Below are 24,905 nucleotides of genomic sequence, written 5' to 3'. Positions count from 1 at the left end.
GCAGCGGCAGCCTACGGGGAAGTCGAAGAGATAGGTGCAGCAGCGCAGTGCCCGTGACGACAGGGCGAGGGCGATCAGCGCGATGCCCAGGGGGAGTGCGCTCTTGATGATGAAGCGATAGGGCAGGCCGCTCGGAGCCTGTGAGCGCTCGCCTCGCTCGAAGGAGCGGTAAGCGTATTCGGCAAGGCCATCGACCATGAAGTAGAGCACCGGCAGTACCAGCAGCACGATGCCCAGCAGCTCGACCCAGGTTTGGAAGCGCAGGGAGAAACGCTCGCGCAGCACATCGACGCGCACGTGATCGTCGGTGACCACGGCATAAGCGAGGGTGAGGATCATGGTGGCGCCGAAGAAGTGCCAGGAAAGCTCTTCCAGGGCGATGGAGCCGCGCCCAAGGATGAAGCGGCTGAAGACATTGGCAAGCACCACGGCGAGCGTGGCCAGCCACAGCCAGGAGAGCCCCTTGCCGAGTACCGCAATGGCGGAGTCCACGACATGGCTCACACGGTTCGTGGGCAGCTCCGGTGGGAGCGTATGGGATTGTCCGAGATTGGATCGGAGTGGGGCGTAGACATCGAGTGGCCTCTCGTTGCCGTAAACCGGCAGGGCCGCCGGAGGTTTGCCTCCGGCGGCCACCAGTGACGATCAGTTGGATTTGGGTGCGTAGTAGACGCGTGGCAGATAGCCCTTGGCATGCCAGTTGCCATGGACCTGCATCCACTCACGCTGGCTCTCCAGCACGCGGGCGAAGAGGTCGTTTTCTCCGGCCATTCCGTCCAGTACCCGCAGGGTGACGGCTTCCAGCTCGGCGAGGATCTCGGGCGACAGCGTCTGGGCGTTGACACCCTCGGCCTCGAACCCGGCCAGCGCTTGCGGGTTCTCCCACTCGCTCTCGGAGAAACCGAACAGCGTGGCGGAGCGGCAGCCGGTCTCGATCTGGGCGCGGCTCAGGTCGGAGAGTTCGTTCCAGGTCGCTTCGTTGACCAGCAAGTGCGAGGTCGTATAGGTCTGATGCCAACCGGGCATGACGTAGTTCTGGACGATCTCCTGCATGCCCAGGATGCGATCGACCGCGGGGGCGGAGAACTCGGTGGCGTCGATCGTGCCGCGCTCCATGGCCTGGTAGAGTTCGCCGCCGGGCAGCATGGTGACGGAGGCGCCGAGTTCTTCCATCACTCGCCCGCCGATACCGGCAAAGCGGATGCGCAGGCCATCGATCTGGTCGAGGGATTCGAGCGGTTCGGCGAACCAGCCGGCCGCTTCAGGGCCGATGACCCCGCACAGCAGTGCCTTCACGCCATAAGGCTCGTACACTTCCTGCAGCAGGGCGTCGCCATCGCCGAAATAGTGCCAGGCCATGAAGGCGGGGGGCTCCATGCCGAATGGCGGACCCGACAGCAGCGGCAGCACCGGAATGCTGCCCTGGTCGTAGCCGATCCAGGTATAGCCGGCTGGGTAGCGTCCTTCCGAGACCGCATCGAGAATCTCGAAGGGCGGAATCAGCTCGCCCGGCTCGTAGTATCGCAGGTTGATGTTACCGCCTGAGATGGCTTCCAGTGTTTCGGAGAGGTGCACCACCGGGTGCTCAGGCCAACCAGGTGAGACGGAAAGGCGATGGGAACTTGCCAGCGTACACGCTCCTGGGCGTTGGCGGTGCCTGCCAGAGCGGCACCGGCCAGAATGACGGCGGCTGTCGTACCGGCCACCTTGAGGCCAGATGAGGCTTGCATAGACGCGACTCCACTTGTTGTGACGGTGTTGTTCTAGGAAAGGCCTATTCCAAGCGCCGAATTAGCCACGCTTTTACGCGGAAGACAACAAGTGGAAAATTGGTAAGACCAAAATCCATGAGTAATGATGTGCAGCTAAGTAAAATTCAGCTGTGGCGTAACTGGTAGGACCAGTCGCCAATTGTCGTGAAAAGTCGTTAACTCTGCGAGATAAGAGGCTAATGTTTAGGCTGTTCACGCTTTTTCTAGGCCTGGGGTGTGCGACCAATTGTTAACGAGATGCTGGCAGCCAGGGGCATGGAAAGGGCATGGTAAGCGTAGGGGAGAGCGGTGAGGGACAAGGGGCAAAAAGCTATTTTAAATTGGTCTGACCAAATTGAGACGCTTGGCTGGCGCGGCTTGGTATGGCTGCCCTCGGCCGCCGGGACGGCACGCCGTGAAGCCGCTGCCCTGTGGCAAGCCCGGGCCTGGACGTCGCCCCGTTGGGTATCTCTCGCCGAACCCGAGGACATCGAGCCCCAGGCATGGCTGCCGCCGGACAAGGCCCGCACCCGCTTGGGCCTCGAGCACGACCTGATCGTCTTCGATGCCGTAACGGAAGGCGACTTCGATGCGGATGCCTTCGGCGCCTTGAGCGGCACCCTGCGCGCCGGTGGACTGCTGGTGCTGCTGACACCGCCAGGCGGCGCTACCTCCAGCCGTTACATGACCCGTCTGCTGGAACGACTGGTGCATGCGAGCGGTGTCGCGCGGTGGATGCCCGGCAGCCCCCCGCAGCTGCCCGAGCTGCCCGCCGATCCGCCGCGGCGTGAAGAAGAGAGTGGCGATTCCGACTGTCTGACTTCTGACCAGGCGGAGGCGGTCCGGCGCCTGGTCAGGCTGCGGCGAAGGCGTCCGCTGGTGCTCACCGCCGATCGTGGGCGGGGCAAGACGGCGGCGCTCGGTATCGCCTGTGCGCGCCTGCTGGGTTCGGCGAGGCACGAGATCTGGGTCACGGCACCGCGATCGGAAGCGGTCGAGGCCTTGTTTCAGCGTCTCGAGGTGCTGTGCCCACAAGGGCGGCGCCAGGGCAACCGATTCAGCGAGGCGCACGGCGGGCGCGTCGAGTTCGTCGCGCCCGACGAGCTGAGTGCCAGGGTCGAAAGCGGCGAGATGGGTGGTCAGGGCAGCTGGCTGCTGGTAGACGAGGCCGCTGCGATTCCCGCAGCCATGCTGGGGCAGTGGCTCGCGGCCTTTCCGCGCATTGCCTTCGCGACCACCGTGCATGGTTACGAGGGCTCCGGGCGCGGGTTCGCCCTGCGTTTTCGTGAGCGGCTCGAGCGGCAGGCCCCGGAGTGGCGTGAGTTTCATCTCTCGGCGCCGGTGCGCTGGACGGCAGGCGACCCGCTCGAGCGGCTTGTCAGCGACCTGCTGCTGCTCGATGCCGAGCCCCCGCCGGCGATGAGTGCCGCGGGGCTCGAGGTCACGCATTGGGAGCGTCAGGCGCTGGGCGCCGACGAGTCCGCCCTGCGTGGCATCTTCGGCCTGTTGGTACAGGCGCACTACCGCACCACGCCGGCCGACCTGCAGCGCCTGCTCGACGAACCGGCGCTGCGTATCGTGACCCTGGCGGCTGGCGGCCACACCCAGGCCGTGGCCGTATGCGCCGATGAGGGCGGCTTCGAACCCGAGCTGGCAGAGCGGGTGGCGCTTGGCGAGCGGCGTCTGCCTGGCCATTTGCTGGCACAGTCGCTGGCGGCCCATGCCGGCTCGCGGGCGGCACTGACGGCTCGCCTGCGCCGCGTGCAGCGCATTGCGGTACATCCGCAGCGGCGCCGCGAGGGGCTGGGCCGAAGGCTGCTGGAGCACGAGCGGAACGCCGCGCGCAATACCGGCATCGACCTGCTGGGGGCCAGCTTCGGTGCCGAGCCGGGATTGCTGGCCTTCTGGCAGGCGCTGGGCTTTCGCACGGTGCGGCTGGGGCTGTCACGGGAGACTTCCACCGGCGAGCATGCCGTGATGGTCGTCGCGCCTCTTGGTACCCATGGCGAGGCACTGGCCGAGGAACTGGCGGCGCACTTCCAGCGGCAGTTGCCCACCCTGCTGGCCTTCGAACTGGCGACGCTCGACCCCGAAGTGGCGCTGGCGCTGTTGGCCGAGGGGCCGAGCCCGCTGCTGGAGGCAGGCGAGTATCGTGATGCCGCCGACGTCGCCTTCGGCCGGCGCGAGCCAGCACTTGCGCGCCCCGCCCTGCAGGGGCTGGTGCGCCGCGCGGCGGTGGCGGGACGCCATGAATCCGAGCTTGCCTGGCTCGTCGCCTGGGCCTTTCAGGGGCGCGACACGGCCTGGCTGGCGGCCCGTGCCGGCGTCAGCGGGCGGCGTCAGGTCATGGAATGCCTGCGCGATGCCGTGGCGCGGCTGCTCGAGGGCGATTCGGCCTTGTCCTGAGCGGGCTTTTCCCGGCGCCCGCGGCCCGGTAAGGTAGCCCGGTTATCCCCATGCAGACAGATCATGAACGAACATCTCGAGCAACTCGCACCGCAGCCCCTGTGGCGTCACTTCCGCACCCTGTGCAACACGCCCAGGCCATCCGGACATGAGGCCGAGCTGGTGGCCATTCTCCAGCACTGGGCAGAGCGGCATGGATTTGCCCACGACCGCGACGACTATGGCAACCTGCGCATTCGCAAGCCGGCCTCGCCCGGCAAGGAGGGCGCCCCCGGCGTCATCCTGCAGGGGCATCTCGACATGGTGGCCCAGGCCAATGCCGATCACCCCCACGACTTCACTCGAGACCCGATCGAGACCTACGTCGAGGATGGCTGGCTGCGTGCCCGGCATACCACGCTGGGGGCCGACAATGGTCTCGGCGTGGCAGCGGCGCTGGCGATTCTCGAAGACGACGGGCTGGTTCACGGTCCGCTGGAGGCGTTGTTCACCCTCGAGGAGGAGAGCTCCATGGGCGGTGCCCTGCAGCTGGCGGAGAACTGGCTCGAGGGCGACGTGCTGCTCAACCTGGACTCGGAAGATCGCGGCGAGGTGTTCATCGGCTGTGCCGGCGGTGCCGACATCGTGGTGGAGGCCCAACTGCCCACGGCCGACGTGGGACCGGATGAGGTCGGCATGCAGTTGGCGCTGACCGGCCTGGTGGGAGGGCATTCCGGCATCGACATCCATCGTGGCCGCGGCAACGCCAACCGCCTGCTGGTGCGGGTGCTGAGGGCGCTGGAGTCCTATGATATCCGCCTGGTCGACTATCGTGGCGGTACCCTGCGCAACGCCATCCCGCGCGAGGCCTTCGCCACCCTGGTATTGCCGGTAGAGGAAGTTGCCGCCGCCAAGAGTCGCGTGGCGGCGCTGGAGCAGGTGCTGCGCGCCGAACTGGCTGGGGTCGACGAGGGGTTGGCGCTTGCCCTGGCACCGCTCGAGACGGCACCTGTCCAGGCACTCAATGCCCATGCCAGCCGCATGCTGCTGGCGGCGCTCAATGTGGCTCCCTATGGCGTGGAGCGCATGAGCAGCGAGGTGCCGGGCGTAGTGGAAACCTCGAACAACCTGGGTGTGGTCAGTCTCGCCGAGGGGCGCTTCCATCTCTGCGCCCTGGTGCGCTCGCTGCGGGACAGCGCGGTGGAGGACATGGCCGATCGCTTCCATGGCCTGTTCGATCTCATCGGTGCACGCACCCGGGTCGAGAACGCTTATCCGGGCTGGACACCCGCTCCGCACAGTGCCCTGCTGGCGCGCTTCCGCCGCCTGCATGGCCGGCACCTGGGCAGCGAACCGGCGGTAAAGGTCATCCACGCCGGGCTCGAGTGCGGCATTCTGGCCGGCAAGTATCCCGATCTGGAGATGATCTCGTTCGGGCCTTCGATTCGTGGCGCGCATTCGCCCGACGAACGGGTCGAGCTGAGTTCGGTGGAGGAGTTCTGGACGCTGCTGCGGGCGCTGATCGCAGATCTGGCCGGAGATACGGCGGCGGCCGGCGCCTAGCGCCGGCACGTGAAGTGCCGCTCGCCTGGGCGAGCGGCGGTAGCACGCGGCTCAGGCGTGCTGGCGGCTGTGCTTGCCCTCGGCGATCTCCTCGATCAGCTTGCTGCAGAAGGCCTCGAGGTCGTCGGGCTTGCGGCTGGTGACCAGTCCGCTGTCGACCACGACCTCCTGGTCGACCCACTCGGCTCCGGCGTTGCGCAGGTCCTGCTCCACTGAAGGATAGGAGGTCATGCGGCGGCCCTTGGCCACGCCGGCATTGATCAGCACCCAGGGGCCATGGCAGATCGCCGCGACCGGCTTTTGCGCCTCGAAGAAGCGCCGAGTAAATTCGAGCGCCTGGCGGTTCTGGCGCAATGCATCGGGATTGAACAGACCGCCGGGCAGTTCCAGCGCATCGTAGTCGTCGGCGTTGGCCTGCTCGAGGCGGCGGTCGACGTCATAGGAAGGGCCCCAGTCGGTTTTCGCCCAGGCACGGATGCTGTCCTTGTCCGGTGCGACTACGTGGACCGTGGCCCCCTCGCGCTCTAGAGCCGCCTTGGGTTCGCTGAGCTCCGATTCCTCGAACCCGTCGGTGGCCAGGATGGCGACGGTCTTGCCTTTCAGCTTCTCGCTCATTCGCTACCTCCTTGCTCCTTGTGCGAGGACATGGGAATCACTCCCCCTTATCACCTTAAGACGGCAAGGGCCGAAGACAAGGGCAGTGGGGTATCGGACCGTGACTCGATGTAGAGGTATGTGAGAGTCGTCAGTGGTTGACCTGGATGCGAACCACGGGATAGCCCCCTACGGTCACCAGTGGGACATCGGTGTGGCCTCGGTAGTAGTGGTCATATCGAGGAGGGCCGTAATAGTGATGCTCCACGACGCGACGGGCGGGGCGCGAGTGATGGTGGGCGCGATAATGGCGACGATGCTTCGGCGGTTTGCTGCGATTGTCGCGCGCATAGTAGTGGTGATGATGAATCTGGGTGCCATGTGCGGCATGTCTGCCATGGTCGGCACTTGCCGACATGGAGAAGGGCAGCGACAAGGCGACTACCAGGGCGGTAAAGAGTAAGCGTTTCATGGGGGTCTCCTCGAGTGCCTACGACACGTTCCGGTCACCCCTTCTTTTCCCTCATTCCATTATAGTGGTGAAAAGCGGGCATAGTGAACACTGTTCGACTATGCCGCTGTGTTCCGGGTCGCCGTGCGCTCCCCCTCATTCTTCTCTGTGTTGCCGGCCGGCAGGCCTCTTAGCCCAGGTAGGCGTTGAGCATCCAGACCGTCTTCTCCTGCTCGCGGATATAGTCGCTGGCCTGGGAGGCGGTACCTTCGTCGTCGGCGTCCGAGGCCGCTGCCAGCAGATCGCGCTGCAGCTCGATCAGGGTCTGATATCCCTTGAGTATGCCGCGTACGCAGGCTTCGCCGTCATGTACGTCCTTGTCCTCGCCGATTTGCGCCATGGCAACGTAGTCGCTGTAGGCGTGCACCGGCTTGTGCCCCAGGGTCAGAATGCGCTCGGCCACTTCGTCGACCTTGGTCAACAGATCGGTATAGAACTCCTCGAACTTGGCGTGCAGTTCGAAGAACTGAGGACCTTTCACGTTCCAGTGGTAACCGCGAACGTTCATGTAGAAGACCTGGTAGTTGGCCAGCAGAACGTTGAGCTTTTCGGCAAGCTGGCTGGCGCTGTTCTGATGCAGGCCGATGGCGTTGGTATCGCTCATGCGCGTACTCCTTTTCGCGTGCGTGTCGGTTGCGGTTAGTCTATGGCCTCGTCGGTCATTGCTTAAGCAATATCTGGCCATGGTTGCGATAGGCTGTGTGCATGATGACCTGGCCGTGGCCTCTGCTGTCAAGGCGGGTAGGCGTTCGTGCCGCGGCGCCGGGGCTCGCCCGGTCGGGAACCCGTAGGCCCTGCGAGACTCTCAAGAACGGCGGCAATGCCTTGCAAGGTGGGCTGGGCCGCGTAGACTGCGCCCAAGGACGAACAGGAGAATCCCATGCGCCTGTGGTGGATGATACCCGGCCTGGCCTTGCTGGCCGGTTGCCAGGCGACGCCGACGACACTGCCTTCCGCAGAGCCGCGCCCCGCCGCTGAGTGTCGCTGGGAGGCCGGCGACGTCGAGCCTCGCGAGTGGGTGCGACGTGCCCTCGATGCGCTGGAAGCGGAAGATTTCGTGGTTCGTGATACCGAGCTGGCGCTGGGCTGGTCAGCGCCGAGCGTACCCGGACGATACCGGGCTATGGCGACCGTTACGACAGCTGGGAGCGTACCGGCTTCTTTGGCGGTGTGGGTCTGGGCGGCGGCCGGCGCGTCTCCACCGGTGTGATGATCGGCTTCGGCGGTGCCGGTGGCAGTATCACGCAGGATGCCACTCAACTCGAACGTGTCTCGGTAGTCGCCGATCCGGGTTGGGTGCGCGTCAGTCGCGACATTCAGGTCATCGACTGGCGGGGCGAACTGCGCGAAACGCGCAGCGGTAGCGATGCCGCCTTCTGTGGTTCGCTGCGCCAGGCCATGCGGGTCGCCGCAACGAGGGAGACGCCATGATGCGTAGCTTGGTCATCATGTTGCTGCTCTTCACGTTGTCGGGCTGCGCCGCTCCTCAACAACAACCCGAGCCACGTGAACTGGCGCTGGCGGCAGCGCCCGAAACGACATTGCGCGAAGTCGTCGGTCTGCTGATGGAAGAGGGCTATGTGATCCGCCACGCCGATGCCGAGCTTGGGCGCGTCGAGGCGGTACTGGCACGCTGGCCGGGCTATCGGGTCCGGGCCTCGATCACTCCCGAGGGGCAGGGGGCCAGAGCCTCCCTGACGGCAACCCAGGGCAGCAGGCCGCTGCCGCCACATCTGCTCGATCCGCTGCTGGCCGAGCTACAGCGCCGGCTGGGGCTGGCGCCGCGTTGATTACGTCTGAGCCATCATGAGAGATCTGTAGCGATATGACTCGCTTGCTTTGCCTGTTCAGTGCCGGAGTGCGTCGCGCCCGGCTGCCGATTATGTGGGTTCTCGTCTTGTTGCCGGGGTGGGCATTGGCCCACCCGCACGGCTGGATCGACATCCGTATGCGCCTGATCGTCGACGAGCAGGGGCGGCTCGAAGCGCTGCACCAAGCCTGGCGCATGGACCCCTTCTACAGTCTGGTGCTGCTCGAGGAGCTGAGCCGCGGCGAAGGCGGACTGGAGGCGGGACTCGATCGCCTGGGAGGCGAGATCCGCGGCAATCTTGCACCATTCGATTTCTTTACCGAGGCGCGTCTGGGCGACGACAAGCTGAGCTTCGGCGAAGTGAACGAGTACACCGTGATGGAGCGTGGCGGCCGGGTGGAGTTCGTCTTTCTTCTGCCGCTGGACGAGGCCCAGCCGCTGAATGAGGAGACGCTGCAGTACCAGGTGTTCGACCCCACCTACTATCTGGAAGTGGTGCACGAAGCGGAGGGCGATACACCGCAGGAAGACGCCTTGACGATAAGCGGTGCGGTGCAATGCAGCACCCGCATCATGCCTGCCGACCCCGATCCCGAACTGGTGATGCAGGCGGCCATGCTCGATGTGGACGACGAGGCCGAGCCTGGGCTGGGACGACATTTTGCCGAGACCGGAGTGGTGAAATGCGAGTGAAAGCAAGAGCGATGACAAGAACCCCTGCCAGGGCATGGCTGGTCGGGCTCTGTCTGCTGGCGGCTGCCGCCTTGGCGCTGCTGTTCCTCAGCCAGGGCGGGCTGCAGTCATTGAGCCTGCAATTGGTCGCGTGGCAGCGTGATTTCCACCGGGCCCTGACCATGGCCATCACTCAGTTCTCCGGCGCACCCACGACGGCTGCCTGGGCGACACTGCTGGGCGTCAGCTTCGGCTACGGGGTTTTTCATGCCGCCGGTCCAGGGCATGGCAAGGCAGTGCTGACCACTTATTTGCTCTCCCAGGGCGGTGCGGTGCGCCGGGCACTATTGCTCTCCGTGGCCGCCTCGCTGCTGCAGGGGCTGGTGGCCATCGGCCTGGTGGTGGTGCTGGTGCATGGCCTGGGCTGGGTGACCCGCCAGGCAATGGGCAGCGTCGCCTGGGTCGAACAGGCCAGCTTCCTGATGGTGACCATCCTGGGGGCCTGGCTCGCCCTGCGGGCGATTCGTCAGCTACGCCGTTCGCCCGTGAGTCGGGCGGCTCAGCACGATCATGCCCGTGGGCACTCGCATGGCCACGATCATCATTGCTGTGGCGGCCACCACCACGTCGAGCCGAATCAGGCCACCGATTGGCGCACTGCGCTGGCTACGGTGGTCACCATCGGGATTCGTCCCTGCAGCGGCGGCGTGCTGCTGCTGGGCGCGGCTACCCTGCTGGGCCAGTTCGCGGTTGGGGTGGCGGCGGTGATGGTGATGGCATTGGGTACGGCGCTGACCGTTTCGGGCTTGGCGCTGGCGAGCGTCTTTGCGCGCGGCTGGGCCGAGCGACAGCTGATGAAGCAGAACAGCATGCAGCGGGCCGGTCGTCTGCTGAGCTGGGCTGCGCTGGGTGGCGGGCTCGCCATCATGGCACTGGGCATCTCGCTCTCCGTCACCGGCGTGACGCAACCCACCTCGGCACCGCTGCTGGGAGAGCCGCCGGCACGCAGCGCGCCGGCTGAGCGCGCGTCACCCCCTGGTGGTCATCCTTTCGGCGGTTGAACCAACCCTCATGGCTGCAGATTGAGCCCGTCGAGCCGCGCCAGCAAGTGATCGCGCATGCCGGCCAGCTCATTCAGGTCATAGGGCCTGGCCTGGCCGTGGCCCCATACCGGCCCCGGCCAGGCGTCATCGTCGCGTACCCGGGCAACGACGTGAACGTGCAGCTGGGCCACCACGTTGCCCAGGTTGGCCACGTTGATCTTGTCGGCCTGGGTCAGAGCCTTGAGCATGCGTCCCACCTCGCTGGCTTCGTGCCATAGCTGCCGCCGGTCGGCCTCGTCGAGGTCGAAGACCTCGCTCACATCGGGGCGACGCGGGATCAGGAGCAGCCAGGGGAAGCGCGCGTCATCCATCAGCCGCAGTTGGCACAGCGGCAGTTCCGCGACCGGGTAGCTATCTTGGGCCAGGCGGGCATCCAAGCGTACTGACGACATGCTCCCTCTCCTATCGATGACAACGCAATCATCATGACATAACCCGGCACAACGTGCCCGTTGGGAGGCAAGCGAAGCGCCTCGACAGCGGCTACAGTGAGGCTAGAGTGAGAGAGAAGTCCAGTTGGAAAGGAGGTAGGCGAACATGAAACGGCCATTGTTGTTGGTGCTGGCGGTCCTGATGGGACTATCGCTGCTTGCCGGGTGCAATACCATGCGCGGCATGGGCGAGGATATCGAACAGGGCGGTGAGGCGATCCAGCGGCAGTCGTCATCGTATTAGCGGTTATGCAAAGCGGCGGAGGGCTGTTACGCTTAAGTGGCCATTGCTTCACGGAAAGGAATGGATTTCCCAATATCGTTTCAAGGAGATACGACCATGAAGAAAGCAATTGCCCTGAGTTTTGCTCTGCTGATGACCGCCGGCGCCCTGGCGGGTTGCAACACCATGGAAGGTGCCGGCGAGGACGTCGAGCGCGGCGGACAGCACGTGCAGGACGCCGCCAGCTAATTCGTGTGGTCCGGCCTGGCAGCATGCGGGTGACCTGGCAGTCTCCCCGTGTGCTGCCTGATATTCCTCTTCCTATTTCATCCCGTTCATCTCATTCCGTTTCCATTGCAGCGAGACTTTGACGCATGGTAAGCCCGTTCAGGTGGTGCCTGGTTTCCGTTGGCCTGACGCTATTTGCAGGTTGTACGCCCATGTCGAATTCCAATTCCTCCCATGAGCCCGCCCCGAAACCGCCCCAGGTCAGCGAACAGGAGGATGCCTGTGGGGCGCAGCGCGTCCAGGACCGAATCGGCCGGCACTATGACGAAGCGCTGGGCGAATCGATTCGCCGTGAAAGCGGTGCCGCCACGCTGCGTGTCATTCGCCCTGGGCACGCCTACACCATGGAGTACCGCGGCGACCGCATCAACGTTCATGTCGACGATAACGACACCATTACCCAGATCGGCTGCGGCTGATCGCCCTCGCCACTCCTCGCGTCACGCCAGGCGAGTCGCGACTCCTTCGCTTAACGTCCGCCGTGCTCTTCCTGGGCGCGGCGCTCGGCCTCCTCGGCCTCTTTGCGTAGCTTCTTGCGCAACGCCGCCTTTTCGAAGCGCAGTTTCTGCAGCGGTGTCTCCAGTTTGAGCGGCGGCACCGGCGCCGGTTGGCCATTGGCGTCTACGGCGACCATGGTCAGGTAGCAGCTATTGGTATGGCGAATCACCTTGTCGCGGATGTTCTCGGCCACCACCTTGATGCCGATCTCCATCGAGGAGCGCCCCACGTGGTTGACGCTGGCGAGGAAGGTGACCAACTCGCCGACGTGAATCGGCTGTTTGAACAGCACCTGATCGACCGACAGGGTCACCACGTAGTGGCCCGAGTAGCGGCTGGCACAGGCGTAGGCCACTTCATCGAGTTTCTTGAGAATGGCACCGCCATGTACCTTGCCGCTGAAGTTGGCCATGTCGGGCGTCATCAGCACGGTCATGCTCAGTTCGTGCTGGCCGGGAAAGTCATGGGGCAGGCTGCCGGAATCGGCCATGGGCGAATACCTTTTCAATCGTACTGGTTCAATCGTTTGTGTCGCGCCGGCCATTGCTCGACGCGTTCTTGTAACGGCTGTCCTGCCATGGCCAGTGTCCCTCCACCTCGACGTGCAGGGTAAAGGCCAGGAAGGCGCGGATCAGCACGATCACCCCCAGAGTGGCGACCTGCTGGCCAGTATTGACGATGATGACCGTCTTGATGATGTCGCCGGCGATCAGGAAGTCCAGCCCCAGTATGAGCGAGCGGGCGATGCCGTGACGATAGTGCATGAAGGCACGCTGCTCGTGGAACATGCGATGGTGCAGGAAGCGCCAGGAGGTAATGGCGAAGCCGCCGACGATGATAGCGACGCCCAGTACTTCGATGATCAGGGCAATGGTGTCGATTCCGTCCAGGAACAGCGGCATGACGACCCTCGCGGTTGAGATGACGATGGCCCCGGCAAGTGCCGGGGCCGGGAGGATTGATTCCCATCAGGTTAGTCGTCAGAACCAGGTCAGGCCTATTGAGATGATCACACCGGTGATGACCAGTTGGATCAGGCAGTAGCCCATGATGTCCTTGGCTTTCAGTCCGGCGATGGCCAGCACCGGCAGGGCCCAGAACGGCTGAAGCAGGTTGGTCCAGGCATCGCCCCAGGCGACGGCCATGGCCACGCGCGAGACGTCCACGCCGAGTGCCTCGGCCGCCGGCAGCATGACCGGGGCTTGAACGGCCCACTGGCCGCCACCGGAGGGCACGAACAAGTTGACGATGCCGGCGCTGATGAACGACCAGAACGGCAGGGAGGCTTCGGTGGCGAAGGAGATCAGTGCTTCCGACATCGTCTCTGCCAGGCCCGACTGCACCATGATCGCCATGATGCCGGCATAGAAGGGGAACTGGATGACGATCCCGGCGCCGCCCTTGATCGCCTCGTTGAGGCTCTCCAGCAGGCTGCGCGGAGTGCGATGAAGCACGATGGCCAGAAACAGGAACATGAAGTTGACGATGTTGAGGTTCAGGCCGCCGCCGCGCAGGGCGAAGTGATCGAGCAGGAAGATCACCCCTGGGATGCCGACCAGCCAGGCGAGGGTGACGCTGTTCTCCAGTCGCTCGGCCGGGCGCGTGATACGCACCCGTGAGGCAGGACTCTCGTCAAGAAGTTTGGGGTCGATGTAGACGCTCTCCTTGTCGTCGGGGAGCATGGCGCGGTTGACCAGCGGGATGGCAATGAACAGACACACCACGATCGCCAGGTTGAAGAAGGCGAAGATGGTCGAGCCCGTACCGATCACGCCGATTTGTTCTGCGGTGAAATGGCCCTCGGTGGCAATGGTCAGCGGGATGGAGCCGGCCAGACCGCCATGCCAGACCACGAAGCCGGAGTAGGCGCTGGCCACCAGCAGGCGGTAATCGACTCGCACCATGCGCGCCAGTTCCTTGGCGAACAGCGCACCGACCACCAGGCCGAAGCCCCAGTTGATCCAGCTGGCCACCAGCGAGACGAACGTGACCAGCAGGATGGCGTGACCGGCGTGCCTGGCTAACCCGGCCAACCGCTGCAGCAGGCGCTTGACCGGCGGCGAGCTGGCCAGCATGAAACCGGTCACCAGGATCAACAACATCTGCATGGAGAAGGTGAGCAGGTTCCAGAAGCCGTCGCCCCAGTAGCGCATCACGGCCAGCGGCGTCTGGCGCTCCACGCCGATGGCGGCTGCGGCGGCAATGAGCGTTAGCAGCAGCACGAAGATGAAGGGATCCGGCAGATAGCGTTCGACCAGCTTGACGGCGGGTCTTGAAAGCGTTTTTAGCATGGCGGCGTCGCTTCTTCTGGTTGTCTTGAGTGCGTCTGAGAAAAATAGCGCAATCTCATCGGCTTGCCCTAATGAAAAGGGTGTTGCGGCTCAGACGGGACGGTCGGGAATCCGCTGTGCCGTGTCGTCGTTCGCTTGGTGGCACCAGCGGCTGCGTCGATGATGCCAATAGTAGCTGGCCAGTACCAGTGAGCGTGCCGCGGTGAAGATGAGAAACGACAGCCACAGCGCATGATTCACGTAATCGGGGGCGGCGGCCTGCTGGGTCAGCCACCATGCCGGCAGGTAGATGGCCAGCGCAAGAAAGATGCTATTGCGCATCTCGCGAATCGCCGTGGCACCGATGAAGACCCCATCGAGCAAGTAGCTCCATACGGCGATCAGCGGCATGGCCACCATCCAGGGCAGGTACTCGCCGGCCGTCGCGCGCACCTCGGGAAGGCCGGTCAGCAGGGCGATGAGCTGATGGCCGCCCAGAGCGAAGGCGAGCGCCGCGGCGGTGGCGGTGATCAGCGAGAACTCGGTGGCGGCGCGTACGGCCGTGCCGAATTCATCCCAGCGTCGACGCCCCACGGCGCGTCCGGTGGTGGCTTCGGCAGCGTGGGCGAAGCCATCCAGGGCGTAGCTGGTGAGCATGATGAACTGCATTAGCACGGCATTGGCGGCCAGTACGGTATCGCCCTGCGCCGCTCCGCGCGAGGTGAAGAAGGCCATGGCGAACAGCAGCCCCAGGGTGCGCAGGAAAAGGTTGGCGTTGACCTGGAACAGCTCACCGTAGGCAGCGACACGGAATAGCCGCTCGCGCAGGAATCGCCCTTGCAGAAGCTGCAGTTGCCGCAGTACCAGCCAGGCGCCGAAGGCCAGCGCCGTGTAGTCGGCGATCACCGTGGCCCAGGCCACGCCGTCGCTGGTCATGCCGAGCCCGACCACGAACAGCAGGTCCAGCGCGATGTTGACGCTGTTGGTCAGCACCAGGATGGCCAGCGTCACGCGTGAGTTCTGCTGGCCCAGGAACCAGCCGAGGATGGCGTAGTTGGCCAGCACCGCCGGGGCCGAGAGAATGCGAATCTGGGCGTACTCGGCGGCCAGCCGGGTGGCGACCTCGCTGCCGTCGAGCAGCCATAGCCCCAAGGCGATCAGCGGCTGGGAGAACAGGATCAGCAGGGCGCCGATGCCCATCGCCAACAGCAGCGCCTGACCCAGCAGGTTGCGCACCTCGCTGTCGTTCTCGCGCCCCACTGCCTGGGAGGTCAGCCCGGTCGTGCCCATGCGCAGGAAGCCGAAGCCCCAATAGAGAAAGCTGAACAGGGTGGCGCCCAGTGTCACCCCGGCCAGGTAGCGCGAATCCGGCAGGTGGCCGACCACTGCGGTATCCACCAGCCCCAATAAGGGCACGGTGATATTGGAGAGAATGATCGGCCAGGCCAGCGTCCAGATACGGCGTCGGGCGGAAGCCTCGCTGTTCAGAGTCGCCACGGCGTGCCCCGATGGTGAAAAGACCGAGCAGCATGGCGGCTGAAACGACATAACGCAACCGCAGTGCGTCGTGACGGGGTGTCAGGCGTTGGCCATGGGGGGCGGGTAGGGATCGAGCACACGCTGAAGGGAAACGAGACCGGGCTGGCGTACGCTCAGGCCGCGGTAATCAGGTGGTACTTGGCCATCAGTTCGTCACGGGTCTCGCGGCGTTCGGGGTCGAGGGGAATGCAGTCGACCGGGCACACCTGCTGGCACTGCGGCTCGTCGTAGTGGCCGACGCACTCGGTGCAACGGCTGGGATCGATGACGTAGATCTCCTCGCCCGCCGAGATGGCGTCGTTGGGGCACTCGGGCTCGCAGACGTCGCAGTTGATGCATTCGTCGGTGATCATTAGGGCCATGGGGCTACCTCGCGATCGGGCAGGCCGCGTCCGGCCGTGCCCCTGGATAAAGCGGCTCGGGAATTGCCGAGTAATACGGTCAGGTATTGTAATGCTTGCGCAGCGTTTCGGCGACCCTGGGATGCACCAAGCGGGAAATGTCGCCGCCCAGCTTGGCGATCTCGCGCACGATGGTGGAGGAGATGTAGGAGTTCTCCACCGCCGGCGTGAGGAACACGCTCTCGAGTTCGGGGGCCTGGGCGCGGTACATGTTGGCCAGCTGCAGTTCGTACTCGAAGTCTGATACCGCGCGCAGTCCGCGCAGGATGATGCGGGCCTGCTGCTCGGCCATCATGTCGGTGAGCAGGCCGGAGAAACCGATCACCTCGACGTTGTCGAGCCCCGCTGAGACCTCCCGGGCCAGGGAGATGCGAGTGTCGAGATCCAGCGCTGGATTCTTGCCGGGACTGGCCGAGATGGCGACCACGACCTTGTCGAACAGCAGGGAAGCGCGCTCGATCAGGTCGTAGTGGCCGTGGGTGATAGGGTCGAAGGTGCCGGGGTAGACCGCGATTTTCATGGCGCTTCGCTCAGTTGACTCGTTCGAGGGGCTCAGGGTAACCGGGCGTGGCCGAGCCGACAACGCCGAACCGGTCGGGGCGAATCAGTCTTCCAGCTTGCCGAAGGGGTTGTCGACCACGAGAGATACCGGGCGGGCGTAGCCGGGGATGCTGATGGCAGTGGCGTTGACCTCGAGCTCCGGTCCTTCCAGCACGCCCTCGCCGAAGCGGTAACGTACCTCGTAGTGGCCTTGGTCCGCCGCGGCGAGATAGGCCTGGCTGGCACGGCGAGTGGCTTCGCGCCGTTGACGCCAGGCATCGAGGGCGGCTTCGCCATGACGCTTGACCAACAGGCGTTCGGTCACGGCGGGCGACAGCACCACGCCGGTGGCATTGTTGCCACCGAAGCCCTTGGCGTTAATGAAGGCGGCATCGGCCACGAACGGTTGCGGCTCGCGAGAGAACTTCAGCCGCTCGGCATGGACGTCGTCGGCCACCGCATCGAGAGTGGGAATGCCCGGTAGCAGGCCATGGGCGAAACTGCCCAGGGCGCTGGTCAGCTGGTCGCCGGCGGCGCTGCCCTGGGAGTGGCCGACGAAGGCCTTCACCGCTACCACCGGCCAGTGCTCGATGGCATGGGCCTGGGCAACCAGATCGAAGACATGGGATTCGGTCACGCGGTTCTTGGGGGTGCTGGTGCCGTGGGCGTGGAGGAAAGTGCGTTCCCGCAACGCCGTCTCGCCGAGCATGTCGCGTACCAGTGCGGCCGCCTTGCCCAGGGTGATGTAGTTGCCGATGCCGGGCGCTGAGATGGAGCGCTTCCAGCCGTCGGCGTTGACGAACACGCCCGGCACGCTGCCCAGTATCTCGGCGCCGAGTTCCAGCGCCAGGGTATCGTCGAGCAGCAGGACGAACTGGCTGGCCTCGGCAATGGTGAAGCCACAATTGCGCGCGAAGGGGCGGCAGGCGCGCTGATAGTCGGCGTCGGTGAGCAGCTCCAGGGCATCCAGCGCCTTGAGGCTTTCGTCATCGGCCAGCGCGCCCATGGCGCGAAAGCCCTCGATGATCTCCGGCGTCACCGGCGCGTCGGAGGTACCGACCATCACGGCACGCCGCTGTCCGCTGCGGATGTCCTCGACCCCCAGGCGCAGGTTGTAGAGAAAGCTGGCGCAGGCGCCCAGCGCTGCACCGGTACCGCCGACGCTGCCCAGCACGTAGGCATTGAGGAAATCAGCGGGCATCTGCCCGTAGCCCAGCGGCATCTGCTTCGAGGTGGCGCGATTGCCCGACACGAAGCTCTTGAGCAGCCCGCCCCAGCCCTCGTCGTCGAGCTGGCCGATGGAGTTGCCGGCATACACGGCGATCTCGTCGGGGTCCAGGCGGTCGCGCAGGATTTCCCAGTCCAGGCCGCTGCTGGCCAGGCAGTCGCTGGCGGCGAAGATCGACATCGACAGGCCGCGGGGATGGTGCACGCTGCGGTAGTAGCGGCTGGGATCGAAGCCGCTCGGCAACTGGCCGGCGGCACGCACCTGGGCTGGCCGGGTCTCCGGCAGCAGCACGTCGAGCTCGCCGGGAGGTACCGTGACCTCCAGGGTGTAGCGGTCCACCTCGCGCACCTGCCATGTCGGCGACAGCCGCTCGGGCAACTGGCGGCGGCGAATACGAAACGTCAGCTCCGACCCCAGCTCCAGACCGGCGCGGCGATTGGCCGGCAGCCCGTCGTCGTTGAAACGGGGATCCTCGATGCGCCGGATCAGGGTATGGTCGAGCACCTGGTCGCGGCAATTCTCGGCCAGCCGGCTGGCGCCGATGGGATTCCCGGCGGCATCGTACCAGGCACCTTCCCGACAGCTGCCCAAGCCCATCAGAGCGGCCAGGCCGAGCAGCAGCGCTTGCTGCTCGGCTTCGGGAAGGGCGTCGATCACGGTGCGACGAAATGCTTGGTGGCCTGAGGTACGACCGGCGGCGTTGACGCCGCCCATGCCGACGATCACCGGTAAGTGTGACAAGCCGCTGTCCTCGTTATGCTGTTCGTGCGAGTCGGTAATGTAGATATAAGGGAGACGATCATATCACTCGCCTCGGGACGCCGTCATGGGCGTGCGCCGCAACTTCTGGCTGGCAAGCATAAAACATACGTTTGAAACTGGGTGCCGGAAGCGCTATGCTAGCGCTGCTGTTTGAGTCATACGAGTGGGTATGTGGGCGCTTCCTTTCATAGGGGGCGCCTTTTTTTCGCTCCTCACCTGCCGCGCCATGGCTGCTAGAATGGCCAGTTCGTCAGCAGCCGAACCGATTGCCATGCAAGCCACTTCCCGCACTATCGCGACCAACCAGCTCGGCCCGCACCGGGACGTCGCGCGCCGCGTCGAGCGCGCCTTGCGGTATCCTCTGCGCAAGCCCGTGGCCGAGCATACCCGCGAGGCGTTCGCACAGGCTCAGGACTGGTACGAGAGCCGCAGCGGCAGAGGGCAAAGCCCTTTGATCCTCGATGCCGGCTGCGGTGTAGGGCTCTCCACTCGCCAGCTGGCGGCGCGTTACGAGGATCATTTGGTCATCGGCGTGGATCGCAGTGCCGATCGGCTCTCGCGCGATCACGGCGCGCTGGCCGAAAATGCCTTGTTGGTGCGTGCCGATCTGGTCGATTTCTGGCGCCTGGCGCTGGCCGCCGGCTGGCAGCCAGCGCGGCATTACCTGCTCTATCCCAACCCCTACCCCAAGTCGGCGCATCTCAAGCAGCGCTGGCACGGTCACCCGGTGCTGCCGGTCATCCTGGCGCTGGGTGGGCGGCTGGAGCTGCGCTCGAACTGGCGGCTCTACGTGGAGGAGTTCGCCCAGGCGCTGGAGCAGGTCACCGGCACGGTTGCCCTGGTCGAGCCCTGGGAGCCGGCCGGCCACTTCCTGACGCCGTTTGAACGGAAGTACCATGCCAGCGGTCAATCGCTCTGGCGTTTGCAGGCGGACCTACCGCATGCCCCGGAGCTCGTCCCTGGCCCCCTGACGGAGGAGCGCTGATGGCATTCGTCTACTTGGCACTGGCGATCGTGGCGGAAGTGGTGGCAACCAGTGCGTTAAAAGCCACCGACGGTTTTACCCGCCCCGGTCCCAGCCTGGTGGTGGTTGCAGGTTATGTGATTGCCTTCTACATGCTGTCGCTGGTGCTGCGCACCATTCCGGTGGGCATCGCCTATGCGATCTGGGCCGGGCTGGGTATCGTACTGGTGGCCCTGGTCGGCGTACTGGCATACGGGCAGCGTCCCGACCCGCCGGCGGTGCTGGGTATCGGCCTGATCGTGACCGGGGTGGTGGTGATCCAGCTTTTTTCGCGCGTCTCCGCCCATTGAACTGGCGCTTCCGGCGCCGATGGAACTGATTGAAATGATGTCAAGCGTGACTGCCAGGCTGCGCTGCCTGGCTCTCTTCTGCGGCTTGCTGCTGCCCCTCGCCGCTTCGGGAGCTGGCTTCCCCGAGCTGGAGAAAATGACCGAGCGAGGCTTTCGTATCAGCGCCGAGGCCCGGCTGCTGGGCGACGGCGGGCGTTCCGGCGAGGCGCTGGGCGCCATCGAGCCGGAACTCCAGCTGTCGCCGGCCTCGGTGTCCAAGGCCTACCTGGCTGCGGCGGCACTCGACCGCTGGGGCCCTCAGCATCGCTTCACCACGAAGCTGGTCAGCGCCGCCGAACTCGATGGCAACGGCGTGCTGCGTGGTGACCTGATACTCGACGGCGGCGGCGACCCGGCGCTGGCCAGCGAGGATCTATGGCGATTGGCGCAGCGGCTGCACCAGGCCGGCGTGCGCGAGATAGAGGGGCGGCTGGTGGTCAGCCAGTGGCGCTTCGGCCCGGTGGAATGTATCACCACCGACCGCTGCGAAGCCCAGTCGCGCACCGCTAACAGCTACAGCGCGCTGCTGTCGTCGGCTGGTGTCAACCACGGCAACTGGTGTGTCAACGTAGCACCGGGCGCGGCCATCGGCGAGCCGGCGCGAATCACCAGCTGCGACAGCCAGTCGCTGATCCTGGGCATCGACAACCAGGTCGAAACGCGCGCGGCCGGGAGCGGCACCGAGTTCAGCGCCGAGCGCGTCACCCGTGAAGAGGGCGACGTGATGCTGCTGCGCGGTCACATCGCGCGCGACGCCGCGCCGCGTGATGTCTATCGTGCCAGCGGCGATCCCGCCCGCCAGACCGCGCGTACCCTGCTGGCGATGCTCGAGCAGGCCGGCATCGCGGTGGGACAGGGCTATGCCACCAGCATCGAGGCGCCGCCTGCCTCCGCCCGCAACCTGGCGCAAGTGGAAGGCAAGCCGCTGCAGGAGCTGTTGTTGCAGGTCATGAACTACTCCAACAACTTCATGGCCGATGTGCTGGCGCTCAACCTGGTCGATACGCCCAGGGCGAGCCTGCTGCAGGCAGGCGAAGCGATCCAGGACTACGTGGCCGGCTTGCCCGATCATGGTCCGGTGGTCATGCTCAGCGGCAGCGGGCTGACCACCGAGAACCGCACCTCGGCCCGCGGTGCCAATGTATTGCTGGAAAGCATGTTCCACCGCTCGTCGCTGTTTCCCAGCTTCGTCGCCAGCTTCCAGTCGCCGTCCAACGGGGTCGCCCGTTTCATCCGCCGCGGCTCGCCGCTGTTCCAGGATCACATCATGCTCAAGACCGGCACGCTCAACCAGCCTTACGCCGTGCGCGCCGTCAGCGGCTACTTCCGTACCCGCTCCGGGCGCTGGGGTGTGTTCACGGTACTGGTCAACGGCACCGCATCCACGCCTTGGCTCAACTGGGCTCAGGTGCTGGATCCGCTCGCCCAGGATCTCGAGCGCATGATCGAGGCGCATTGAAGTCACCCACTCCGCCAGGCAAGTCAAGGATAGCGATACGATGAAACCCGCACGTACCGGATGGCGCCATCTCATCGATGCCACGGGATATTCGCTCAGGGGACTCAAATTCGCCTTTCGCCACGAGACGGCATTCCGCCAGGAGCTGGCCCTCTGCGTACCGCTGCTGCCGCTGGCCTGGTGGATCGGCTCGGGGCCGGTGGAGTGGATCCTGCTACTGGGCAGTTGCCTGCTGGTCCTGACCGTGGAGCTGATCAACAGCGCCATCGAGAGCGTGGTGGATCGCATCGGCACCGAGCACCACGAGCTGTCGGGGCGGGCCAAGGACATCGGTTCGGCGGCGGTGATGCTGGCCCTGGTCGCGGCCGGCCTGACCTGGGGCCTGCTGGCCTGGCAAAAATTCTTCGGCTGACCGCGTCAAGCGGGGTGCCGCGGCGTTGACCCTTCGTTATGCTGGGGGCAACCCAGCTGCGACAAGGCGTTGCCATGCCTCTACCCGATGACTTCCTGCCCGCCGACGAGCTCCCCCATGCGCTGTTGCCTGCCTTGGAGAGAGTGTGGCAGCGCTTGAACGAGAGTCTGGCGCGGGCCGACAACGTGGCCGAAATGACCGGTCAGGAGCTGCCCTCGGAGAACTGGCTGGGCCTCGCCCCGCAGCGCCGCAGCCAGTTGGCCCGTGTCATGGCCATCTCCGACTTCGCCGGCGATACGCTGGTGCGCTACCCCGACTGGCTGCAGCATCTCGATGCCAGTGGTGAGCTGGATGTCGTTCCCTCAGCCGATACCCTGGCTGCCTGGCTGGCCGAACGGCTGGAGAGCGTCGAGGACGAGGCGGGCCTGCATGCCGCCCTGCGGCGCTTCCGTCGGGCGCGCATGCTGGGCATCGTGTGGCGCGACCTGACCCGCCCGCCCGGCATCGACATGTGGGCCACGGCGGCGGCGGTGTCGCGGCTGGCCGAGGCTTGTCTCGAGGGGGCGCTGGGCTGGCTCGAGCGCCATTTCGAGCCACGTTGGGGGCGTCCGGCGCCGCGCGCCGATGGCAGCGAACAGCGCCTGGTGGTGCTGGGAATGGGCAAGCTCGGCGCCGGCGAACTCAATCTCTCCTCGGACATCGACCTGATCTTCGCCTACCCCGAGAAGGGCGACACCGAGGGCGGACGCACGTCGCTCGAGCATCAGGAGTATTTCACCAAGCTGGGACAGAAGCTGATCGCCGCGCTGGATGCGGTGACCGCCGACGGCTTCGCCTTTCGCGTCGACATGCGCCTGCGTCCGCTGGGTGACGGCGGGCCGCTGGTGGGTAGCTTCAGCTCACTGGCCGCTTACTATCAGGACCAGGGACGGGAGTGGGAGCGCTACGCCATGCTCAAGGCTCGCCCGGTGGCTGGCGACCTCGGGGCCGGAGTCGAGCTGCTCGGCCACCTGCGGCCCTTCGTCTATCGCAAGTACCTCGATTTCGGCGCCATCGAGTCGTTGCGCGAGATGAAGGCGCTGATCAACCGTGAAGTGAAGCGCCGTGGCATGCAGGCCAACATCAAGCTCGGCCCGGGGGGCATCCGCGAGGTGGAGTTCGTGGTGCAGGCCTTCCAGCTGATCCGTGGCGGGCGCGACACCGAGCTGCAGGTCGCTTCGCTGCGCACCGCCCTGTCACGCTTGCCGGCGCTTGGTCTGCTGCCGCAAGAGGTAGTCGACGAACTCGAGCCCGATTACGTCTTCCTGCGTGACCTGGAGCATGCGCTGCAGGCACTGGAAGACCGCCAGACCCAGAGCCTGCCCGACGAAGATCTCGACCGGGAGCGTGTTGCCCTGGCACTGAACATGGAGGACTGGCCGGCGGTCATGGCCAGGCTCGAGGAGGTGCGCGTGCGGGTGCGTCAGCACTTCGATGCGGTGATCGCCGATCCCGAGGAAGAACTCGAGGAGGCTGGCGAAGGCCGGGCCGAAGACAGCCTGTCGCTCAATGACTGGCGCTCCTTGTGGTGCGGCGAACTCGAATCGGCAGAGGCGCAGGACATGCTGTCCGAGGCGGGATTCGTCCAAGCCGAGACGGCGCTGCGCCGGCTGACGACCCTGCGCCAGTCGCGCCAGGTACAGTCGATGCAGCGCATCGGCTTCGACCGCCTGGAGGCGCTGATGCCGCTGCTGCTCGATGCCGTGGCGGCAAGCGATACCCCTGACACCGCACTCGAGCGCGTGCTGCCGCTGATCGAAGCGGTGCTGCGGCGTACCGCCTACCTGGCACTGCTGCGCGAGAATCCCGAAGCGCTGAGCCACCTGATGGGGCTGTGCGGTTCCAGCCCCTGGATCGCCGAGCAATTGGCACGCTACCCCATCCTGCTCGACGAGCTGCTGACGCCGGACACGCTCTACACACCCGCCGACAAGTCGCGCCTGGCCGACGAGCTGCGCCAGGCGCTGGGGCGCATTCCCGAGGACGATGAGGAAGCCCATCTCGAAGCGCTGCGGGTGTTCAAGCACGCCCATGTGCTGCGCGTCGCGGCGTCCGACATCGCTGGCACCCGGCATCTGATGAAGGTCAGCGACTATCTCACCTACATCGCCGAGGTGCTGCTCGAGGCGGTGCTGGCCATGGCCTGGCGTCACTTGGTGCGCAAGCATGGCTACCCGCTGCGTCGCGATGGCTCGCGCGCCGGGGCCGAGCCTGAGTTCCTGATCGTCGGCTACGGCAAGCTGGGTGGCATCGAACTGGGCTACGGCTCCGATCTCGACCTGGTATTCATTCACGATGCCGATTCCCAGGGCGAAACCGACGGGGCGCGGCCCATCGACACGCCGGTCTTCTTCACCCGCCTGGGCCAGCGCATCATTCACCTGCTGACGGCAGTGACCCCGGCCGGCACGCTCTACGAAGTGGACATGCGCCTGCGCCCCTCGGGCAATGCCGGCCTGCTGGTCTCTACCCTCGACGCCTTCGCCGACTATCAGCGCCGCGAGGCCTGGACCTGGGAGCACCAGGCACTGGTGCGTGCCCGGGTGGTGGCGGGCCATGCCCGCCTGGCGCAGGGCTTCGAGGCCGTGAGGCGCGAGATCCTCGGGGGCGAGCGTGAGCGCGAGGCACTGCGCGAGGAGGTAGTGAAGATGCGCCGCAAGATGCGCGAGCATCTTGGCGGCAAGGCCGGGGAGGGGGAGTTCGATCTCAAGCATGACCCCGGCGGCATGGTCGACATCGAGTTCCTGTGCCAGTTCGCGGTGCTTTCCATGGGGCACGAAACCCCCGAACTGCTCCAGTGGAGCGACAACATGCGGATTCTCGAGACCCTCGAAAGTACCGGCCGTCTGCCTGCCGAGGAGTGCCAGCGCTTGCGCGAAGCCTACCTGGCCCTGCGCAGCGCCGCCCATCGCGCCTCGCTGACCCGCGATGCCGCCCGCGGCCGCGATGCTGAATTCCACAGCCATCGCCAGGCGGTCATCGAGGCCTGGCAGCGCCTGCTGGAGCCGCCGGCATGAATCCCTGGCCCCGGCGGCAACCCCCGCCTAAGTTCACGAGCACCCGCTTCAGTTCA

The 24,905-nt window shown here is 65.5% G+C and carries 27 protein-coding genes and 1 pseudogene; 15 read left to right on the top strand and 13 right to left on the bottom strand.

Translation table 11 applies throughout. From position 1 onward, the window contains the following. Positions 1-102: 102 nt before the first annotated feature. Together EKK97_RS25170 and EKK97_RS21740 are read right to left on the bottom strand one after the other, a co-directional pair. A pseudogene (locus tag EKK97_RS25170) lies at positions 103-426 on the bottom strand (TRAP transporter small permease subunit); the annotation flags it as partial. A gap of 219 nt (positions 427-645) precedes the next feature. Next, a complete protein-coding gene (locus tag EKK97_RS21740) occupies positions 646-1,578 on the bottom strand; it encodes a TRAP transporter substrate-binding protein (RefSeq protein ID WP_236551319.1) in 933 nt (310 codons plus the stop codon). 482 nt (positions 1,579-2,060) lie between these two features. Here EKK97_RS21740 and EKK97_RS21735 point away from each other — a divergent pair, with 482 nt between their 5' ends. Then, complete coding sequence (locus tag EKK97_RS21735; protein WP_159555156.1) at positions 2,061-4,157, top strand: tRNA(Met) cytidine acetyltransferase TmcA; 2,097 nt, start codon at positions 2,061-2,063, stop codon at positions 4,155-4,157. A gap of 63 nt (positions 4,158-4,220) precedes the next feature. Continuing rightward, positions 4,221-5,699: an aminoacyl-histidine dipeptidase gene (locus tag EKK97_RS21730; RefSeq protein ID WP_159555154.1), complete on the top strand. Its 1,479-nt coding sequence runs from the start codon at positions 4,221-4,223 to the stop codon at positions 5,697-5,699. A gap of 51 nt (positions 5,700-5,750) precedes the next feature. On the opposite strand, the gene EKK97_RS21725 is transcribed toward EKK97_RS21730, so the two are convergent. From EKK97_RS21725 to EKK97_RS21715, 3 genes are all read right to left on the bottom strand, one after another. Further along, positions 5,751-6,314, bottom strand: a complete 564-nt coding sequence (locus EKK97_RS21725) for a type 1 glutamine amidotransferase domain-containing protein (RefSeq protein WP_159555152.1) — start codon at positions 6,312-6,314, stop codon at positions 5,751-5,753. Positions 6,315-6,444: 130 nt separating this feature from the next. Continuing rightward, complete coding sequence (locus EKK97_RS21720; protein WP_159555150.1) at positions 6,445-6,765, bottom strand: hypothetical protein; 321 nt, start codon at positions 6,763-6,765, stop codon at positions 6,445-6,447. A gap of 169 nt (positions 6,766-6,934) precedes the next feature. Next, positions 6,935-7,408: a Dps family protein gene (locus EKK97_RS21715; protein ID WP_159555148.1), complete on the bottom strand. Its 474-nt coding sequence runs from the start codon at positions 7,406-7,408 to the stop codon at positions 6,935-6,937. Positions 7,409-7,684: 276 nt separating this feature from the next. Here EKK97_RS21715 and EKK97_RS21710 point away from each other — a divergent pair, with 276 nt between their 5' ends. From EKK97_RS21710 to EKK97_RS21690, 5 genes are read left to right on the top strand one after another with little or no spacing between them, the layout of a single operon-like run. Continuing rightward, positions 7,685-8,014, top strand: coding sequence for a hypothetical protein (locus EKK97_RS21710; RefSeq protein ID WP_159555146.1), 330 nt, complete (start codon positions 7,685-7,687; stop codon positions 8,012-8,014). Beyond that, entirely contained in the window at positions 8,011-8,235 is a 225-nt protein-coding gene (locus EKK97_RS21705; RefSeq protein ID WP_159555144.1) for a hypothetical protein, read from the top strand. Before EKK97_RS21710 ends, EKK97_RS21705 begins: the two co-directional genes overlap by 4 nt. Further along, positions 8,232-8,594, top strand: coding sequence for a hypothetical protein (locus EKK97_RS21700; protein ID WP_159555142.1), 363 nt, complete (start codon positions 8,232-8,234; stop codon positions 8,592-8,594). The genes EKK97_RS21705 and EKK97_RS21700 overlap by 4 nt, the downstream gene beginning before the upstream one ends. 35 nt (positions 8,595-8,629) lie before the next feature. Beyond that, positions 8,630-9,307 carry a DUF1007 family protein gene (locus EKK97_RS21695; RefSeq protein ID WP_159555140.1) on the top strand — a complete coding sequence of 226 codons (678 nt, stop codon included), beginning with the start codon at positions 8,630-8,632 and terminating at the stop codon, positions 9,305-9,307. Between the two features lie 11 nt (positions 9,308-9,318). Continuing rightward, positions 9,319-10,347, top strand: a complete 1,029-nt coding sequence (locus EKK97_RS21690; protein WP_159555138.1) for a nickel/cobalt transporter — start codon at positions 9,319-9,321, stop codon at positions 10,345-10,347. Positions 10,348-10,355: 8 nt separating this feature from the next. Here the strand turns inward: EKK97_RS21690 and EKK97_RS21685 are convergent, their stop codons facing one another. After that, complete coding sequence (locus EKK97_RS21685; protein WP_159555136.1) at positions 10,356-10,781, bottom strand: HIT domain-containing protein; 426 nt, start codon at positions 10,779-10,781, stop codon at positions 10,356-10,358. 145 nt (positions 10,782-10,926) lie between these two features. Between EKK97_RS21685 and EKK97_RS21680 the strand changes: the two genes are divergently transcribed. The 3 genes from EKK97_RS21680 to EKK97_RS21670 all read left to right on the top strand — a co-directional run bounded on the left by EKK97_RS21680 (position 10,927) and on the right by EKK97_RS21670 (position 11,750). Further along, positions 10,927-11,064 carry an entericidin A/B family lipoprotein gene (locus EKK97_RS21680; RefSeq protein ID WP_159555134.1) on the top strand — a complete coding sequence of 46 codons (138 nt, stop codon included), beginning with the start codon at positions 10,927-10,929 and terminating at the stop codon, positions 11,062-11,064. A gap of 96 nt (positions 11,065-11,160) precedes the next feature. Then, on the top strand, positions 11,161-11,292 hold the full coding sequence (locus EKK97_RS21675) for an entericidin A/B family lipoprotein (RefSeq protein WP_159555132.1): 132 nt from the start codon (positions 11,161-11,163) through the stop codon (positions 11,290-11,292). Positions 11,293-11,483: 191 nt separating this feature from the next. Next, on the top strand, positions 11,484-11,750 hold the full coding sequence (locus EKK97_RS21670) for an I78 family peptidase inhibitor (protein WP_159555130.1): 267 nt from the start codon (positions 11,484-11,486) through the stop codon (positions 11,748-11,750). 50 nt (positions 11,751-11,800) lie between these two features. On the opposite strand, the gene EKK97_RS21665 is transcribed toward EKK97_RS21670, so the two are convergent. The 7 genes from EKK97_RS21665 to EKK97_RS21635 all read right to left on the bottom strand — a co-directional run bounded on the left by EKK97_RS21665 (position 11,801) and on the right by EKK97_RS21635 (position 18,521). Then, on the bottom strand, positions 11,801-12,319 hold the full coding sequence (locus EKK97_RS21665) for an acyl-CoA thioesterase (RefSeq protein ID WP_159555128.1): 519 nt from the start codon (positions 12,317-12,319) through the stop codon (positions 11,801-11,803). 28 nt (positions 12,320-12,347) lie between these two features. Then, positions 12,348-12,731, bottom strand: a complete 384-nt coding sequence (locus EKK97_RS21660; RefSeq protein ID WP_159555126.1) for a DUF1622 domain-containing protein — start codon at positions 12,729-12,731, stop codon at positions 12,348-12,350. 78 nt (positions 12,732-12,809) lie between these two features. Beyond that, entirely contained in the window at positions 12,810-14,120 is a 1,311-nt protein-coding gene (locus tag EKK97_RS21655) for a short-chain fatty acid transporter (protein WP_159555124.1), read from the bottom strand. A gap of 90 nt (positions 14,121-14,210) precedes the next feature. After that, positions 14,211-15,596: an MATE family efflux transporter gene (locus EKK97_RS21650; RefSeq protein WP_234287138.1), complete on the bottom strand. Its 1,386-nt coding sequence runs from the start codon at positions 15,594-15,596 to the stop codon at positions 14,211-14,213. A gap of 155 nt (positions 15,597-15,751) precedes the next feature. Next, positions 15,752-16,000: a YfhL family 4Fe-4S dicluster ferredoxin gene (locus EKK97_RS21645; RefSeq protein WP_159555120.1), complete on the bottom strand. Its 249-nt coding sequence runs from the start codon at positions 15,998-16,000 to the stop codon at positions 15,752-15,754. 79 nt (positions 16,001-16,079) lie between these two features. Further along, positions 16,080-16,559 carry a pantetheine-phosphate adenylyltransferase gene (gene coaD, locus EKK97_RS21640; protein WP_159555118.1) on the bottom strand — a complete coding sequence of 160 codons (480 nt, stop codon included), beginning with the start codon at positions 16,557-16,559 and terminating at the stop codon, positions 16,080-16,082. A gap of 84 nt (positions 16,560-16,643) precedes the next feature. Further along, positions 16,644-18,521, bottom strand: coding sequence for a beta-ketoacyl synthase (locus EKK97_RS21635; protein ID WP_159555901.1), 1,878 nt, complete (start codon positions 18,519-18,521; stop codon positions 16,644-16,646). 319 nt (positions 18,522-18,840) lie between these two features. Between EKK97_RS21635 and trmB the strand changes: the two genes are divergently transcribed. The 5 genes from trmB (at position 18,841) to glnE (ending at position 24,849) form a co-directional block, all read left to right on the top strand. Continuing rightward, positions 18,841-19,554 carry a tRNA (guanine(46)-N(7))-methyltransferase TrmB gene (trmB, locus tag EKK97_RS21630; RefSeq protein ID WP_159555116.1) on the top strand — a complete coding sequence of 238 codons (714 nt, stop codon included), beginning with the start codon at positions 18,841-18,843 and terminating at the stop codon, positions 19,552-19,554. After that, on the top strand, positions 19,551-19,883 hold the full coding sequence (locus EKK97_RS21625; RefSeq protein ID WP_201297153.1) for a DMT family transporter: 333 nt from the start codon (positions 19,551-19,553) through the stop codon (positions 19,881-19,883). The genes trmB and EKK97_RS21625 overlap by 4 nt, the downstream gene beginning before the upstream one ends. Positions 19,884-20,019: 136 nt before the next feature. Beyond that, entirely contained in the window at positions 20,020-21,381 is a 1,362-nt protein-coding gene (dacB, locus tag EKK97_RS21620) for a D-alanyl-D-alanine carboxypeptidase/D-alanyl-D-alanine endopeptidase (protein WP_236551472.1), read from the top strand. A 40-nt stretch (positions 21,382-21,421) separates the two neighbouring features. Beyond that, the gene (locus EKK97_RS21615; RefSeq protein ID WP_159555110.1) at positions 21,422-21,793 is read left to right on the top strand and encodes a diacylglycerol kinase; all 372 of its coding nucleotides are present in this window, start codon (positions 21,422-21,424) and stop codon (positions 21,791-21,793) included. A gap of 74 nt (positions 21,794-21,867) precedes the next feature. Next, on the top strand, positions 21,868-24,849 hold the full coding sequence (gene glnE, locus EKK97_RS21610; RefSeq protein WP_159555108.1) for a bifunctional [glutamate--ammonia ligase]-adenylyl-L-tyrosine phosphorylase/[glutamate--ammonia-ligase] adenylyltransferase: 2,982 nt from the start codon (positions 21,868-21,870) through the stop codon (positions 24,847-24,849). Positions 24,850-24,905 lie beyond the last annotated feature (56 nt).

It is taken from the genome of Billgrantia tianxiuensis (assembly GCF_009834345.1).
GTDB lineage: Bacteria > Pseudomonadota > Gammaproteobacteria > Pseudomonadales > Halomonadaceae > Halomonas > Halomonas tianxiuensis.
The sequence above is the reverse complement of the archived record's forward strand: the minus strand, read 5'-3'. Positions and strand labels throughout refer to the sequence as shown.

Excerpts from the sequence above, each read along its gene's own strand:
- EKK97_RS21730 (WP_159555154.1), top strand. The coding sequence starts at position 4,221 with ATGAACGAACATCTCGAGCAACTCGCACCGCAGCCCCTGTGGCGTCAC.
- EKK97_RS21725 (WP_159555152.1), bottom strand. The coding sequence starts at position 6,314 with ATGAGCGAGAAGCTGAAAGGCAAGACCGTCGCCATCCTGGCCACCGAC.
- EKK97_RS21720 (WP_159555150.1), bottom strand. The coding sequence starts at position 6,765 with ATGAAACGCTTACTCTTTACCGCCCTGGTAGTCGCCTTGTCGCTGCCC.
- EKK97_RS21715 (WP_159555148.1), bottom strand. The coding sequence starts at position 7,408 with ATGAGCGATACCAACGCCATCGGCCTGCATCAGAACAGCGCCAGCCAG.
- EKK97_RS21710 (WP_159555146.1), top strand. The coding sequence starts at position 7,685 with ATGCGCCTGTGGTGGATGATACCCGGCCTGGCCTTGCTGGCCGGTTGC.
- EKK97_RS21700 (WP_159555142.1), top strand. The coding sequence starts at position 8,232 with ATGATGCGTAGCTTGGTCATCATGTTGCTGCTCTTCACGTTGTCGGGC.
- EKK97_RS21695 (WP_159555140.1), top strand. The coding sequence starts at position 8,630 with ATGACTCGCTTGCTTTGCCTGTTCAGTGCCGGAGTGCGTCGCGCCCGG.
- EKK97_RS21690 (WP_159555138.1), top strand. The coding sequence starts at position 9,319 with ATGACAAGAACCCCTGCCAGGGCATGGCTGGTCGGGCTCTGTCTGCTG.
- EKK97_RS21685 (WP_159555136.1), bottom strand. The coding sequence starts at position 10,781 with ATGTCGTCAGTACGCTTGGATGCCCGCCTGGCCCAAGATAGCTACCCG.
- EKK97_RS21680 (WP_159555134.1), top strand. The coding sequence starts at position 10,927 with ATGAAACGGCCATTGTTGTTGGTGCTGGCGGTCCTGATGGGACTATCG.
- EKK97_RS21675 (WP_159555132.1), top strand. The coding sequence starts at position 11,161 with ATGAAGAAAGCAATTGCCCTGAGTTTTGCTCTGCTGATGACCGCCGGC.
- EKK97_RS21670 (WP_159555130.1), top strand. The coding sequence starts at position 11,484 with ATGTCGAATTCCAATTCCTCCCATGAGCCCGCCCCGAAACCGCCCCAG.
- EKK97_RS21665 (WP_159555128.1), bottom strand. The coding sequence starts at position 12,319 with ATGGCCGATTCCGGCAGCCTGCCCCATGACTTTCCCGGCCAGCACGAA.
- EKK97_RS21660 (WP_159555126.1), bottom strand. The coding sequence starts at position 12,731 with ATGCCGCTGTTCCTGGACGGAATCGACACCATTGCCCTGATCATCGAA.
- EKK97_RS21655 (WP_159555124.1), bottom strand. The coding sequence starts at position 14,120 with ATGCTAAAAACGCTTTCAAGACCCGCCGTCAAGCTGGTCGAACGCTAT.
- EKK97_RS21645 (WP_159555120.1), bottom strand. The coding sequence starts at position 16,000 with ATGGCCCTAATGATCACCGACGAATGCATCAACTGCGACGTCTGCGAG.
- coaD (WP_159555118.1), bottom strand. The coding sequence starts at position 16,559 with ATGAAAATCGCGGTCTACCCCGGCACCTTCGACCCTATCACCCACGGC.
- EKK97_RS21635 (WP_159555901.1), bottom strand. The coding sequence starts at position 18,521 with ATGGGCGGCGTCAACGCCGCCGGTCGTACCTCAGGCCACCAAGCATTT.
- trmB (WP_159555116.1), top strand. The coding sequence starts at position 18,841 with ATGCAAGCCACTTCCCGCACTATCGCGACCAACCAGCTCGGCCCGCAC.
- dacB (WP_236551472.1), top strand. The coding sequence starts at position 20,020 with ATGACCGAGCGAGGCTTTCGTATCAGCGCCGAGGCCCGGCTGCTGGGC.
- EKK97_RS21615 (WP_159555110.1), top strand. The coding sequence starts at position 21,422 with ATGAAACCCGCACGTACCGGATGGCGCCATCTCATCGATGCCACGGGA.
- glnE (WP_159555108.1), top strand. The coding sequence starts at position 21,868 with ATGCCTCTACCCGATGACTTCCTGCCCGCCGACGAGCTCCCCCATGCG.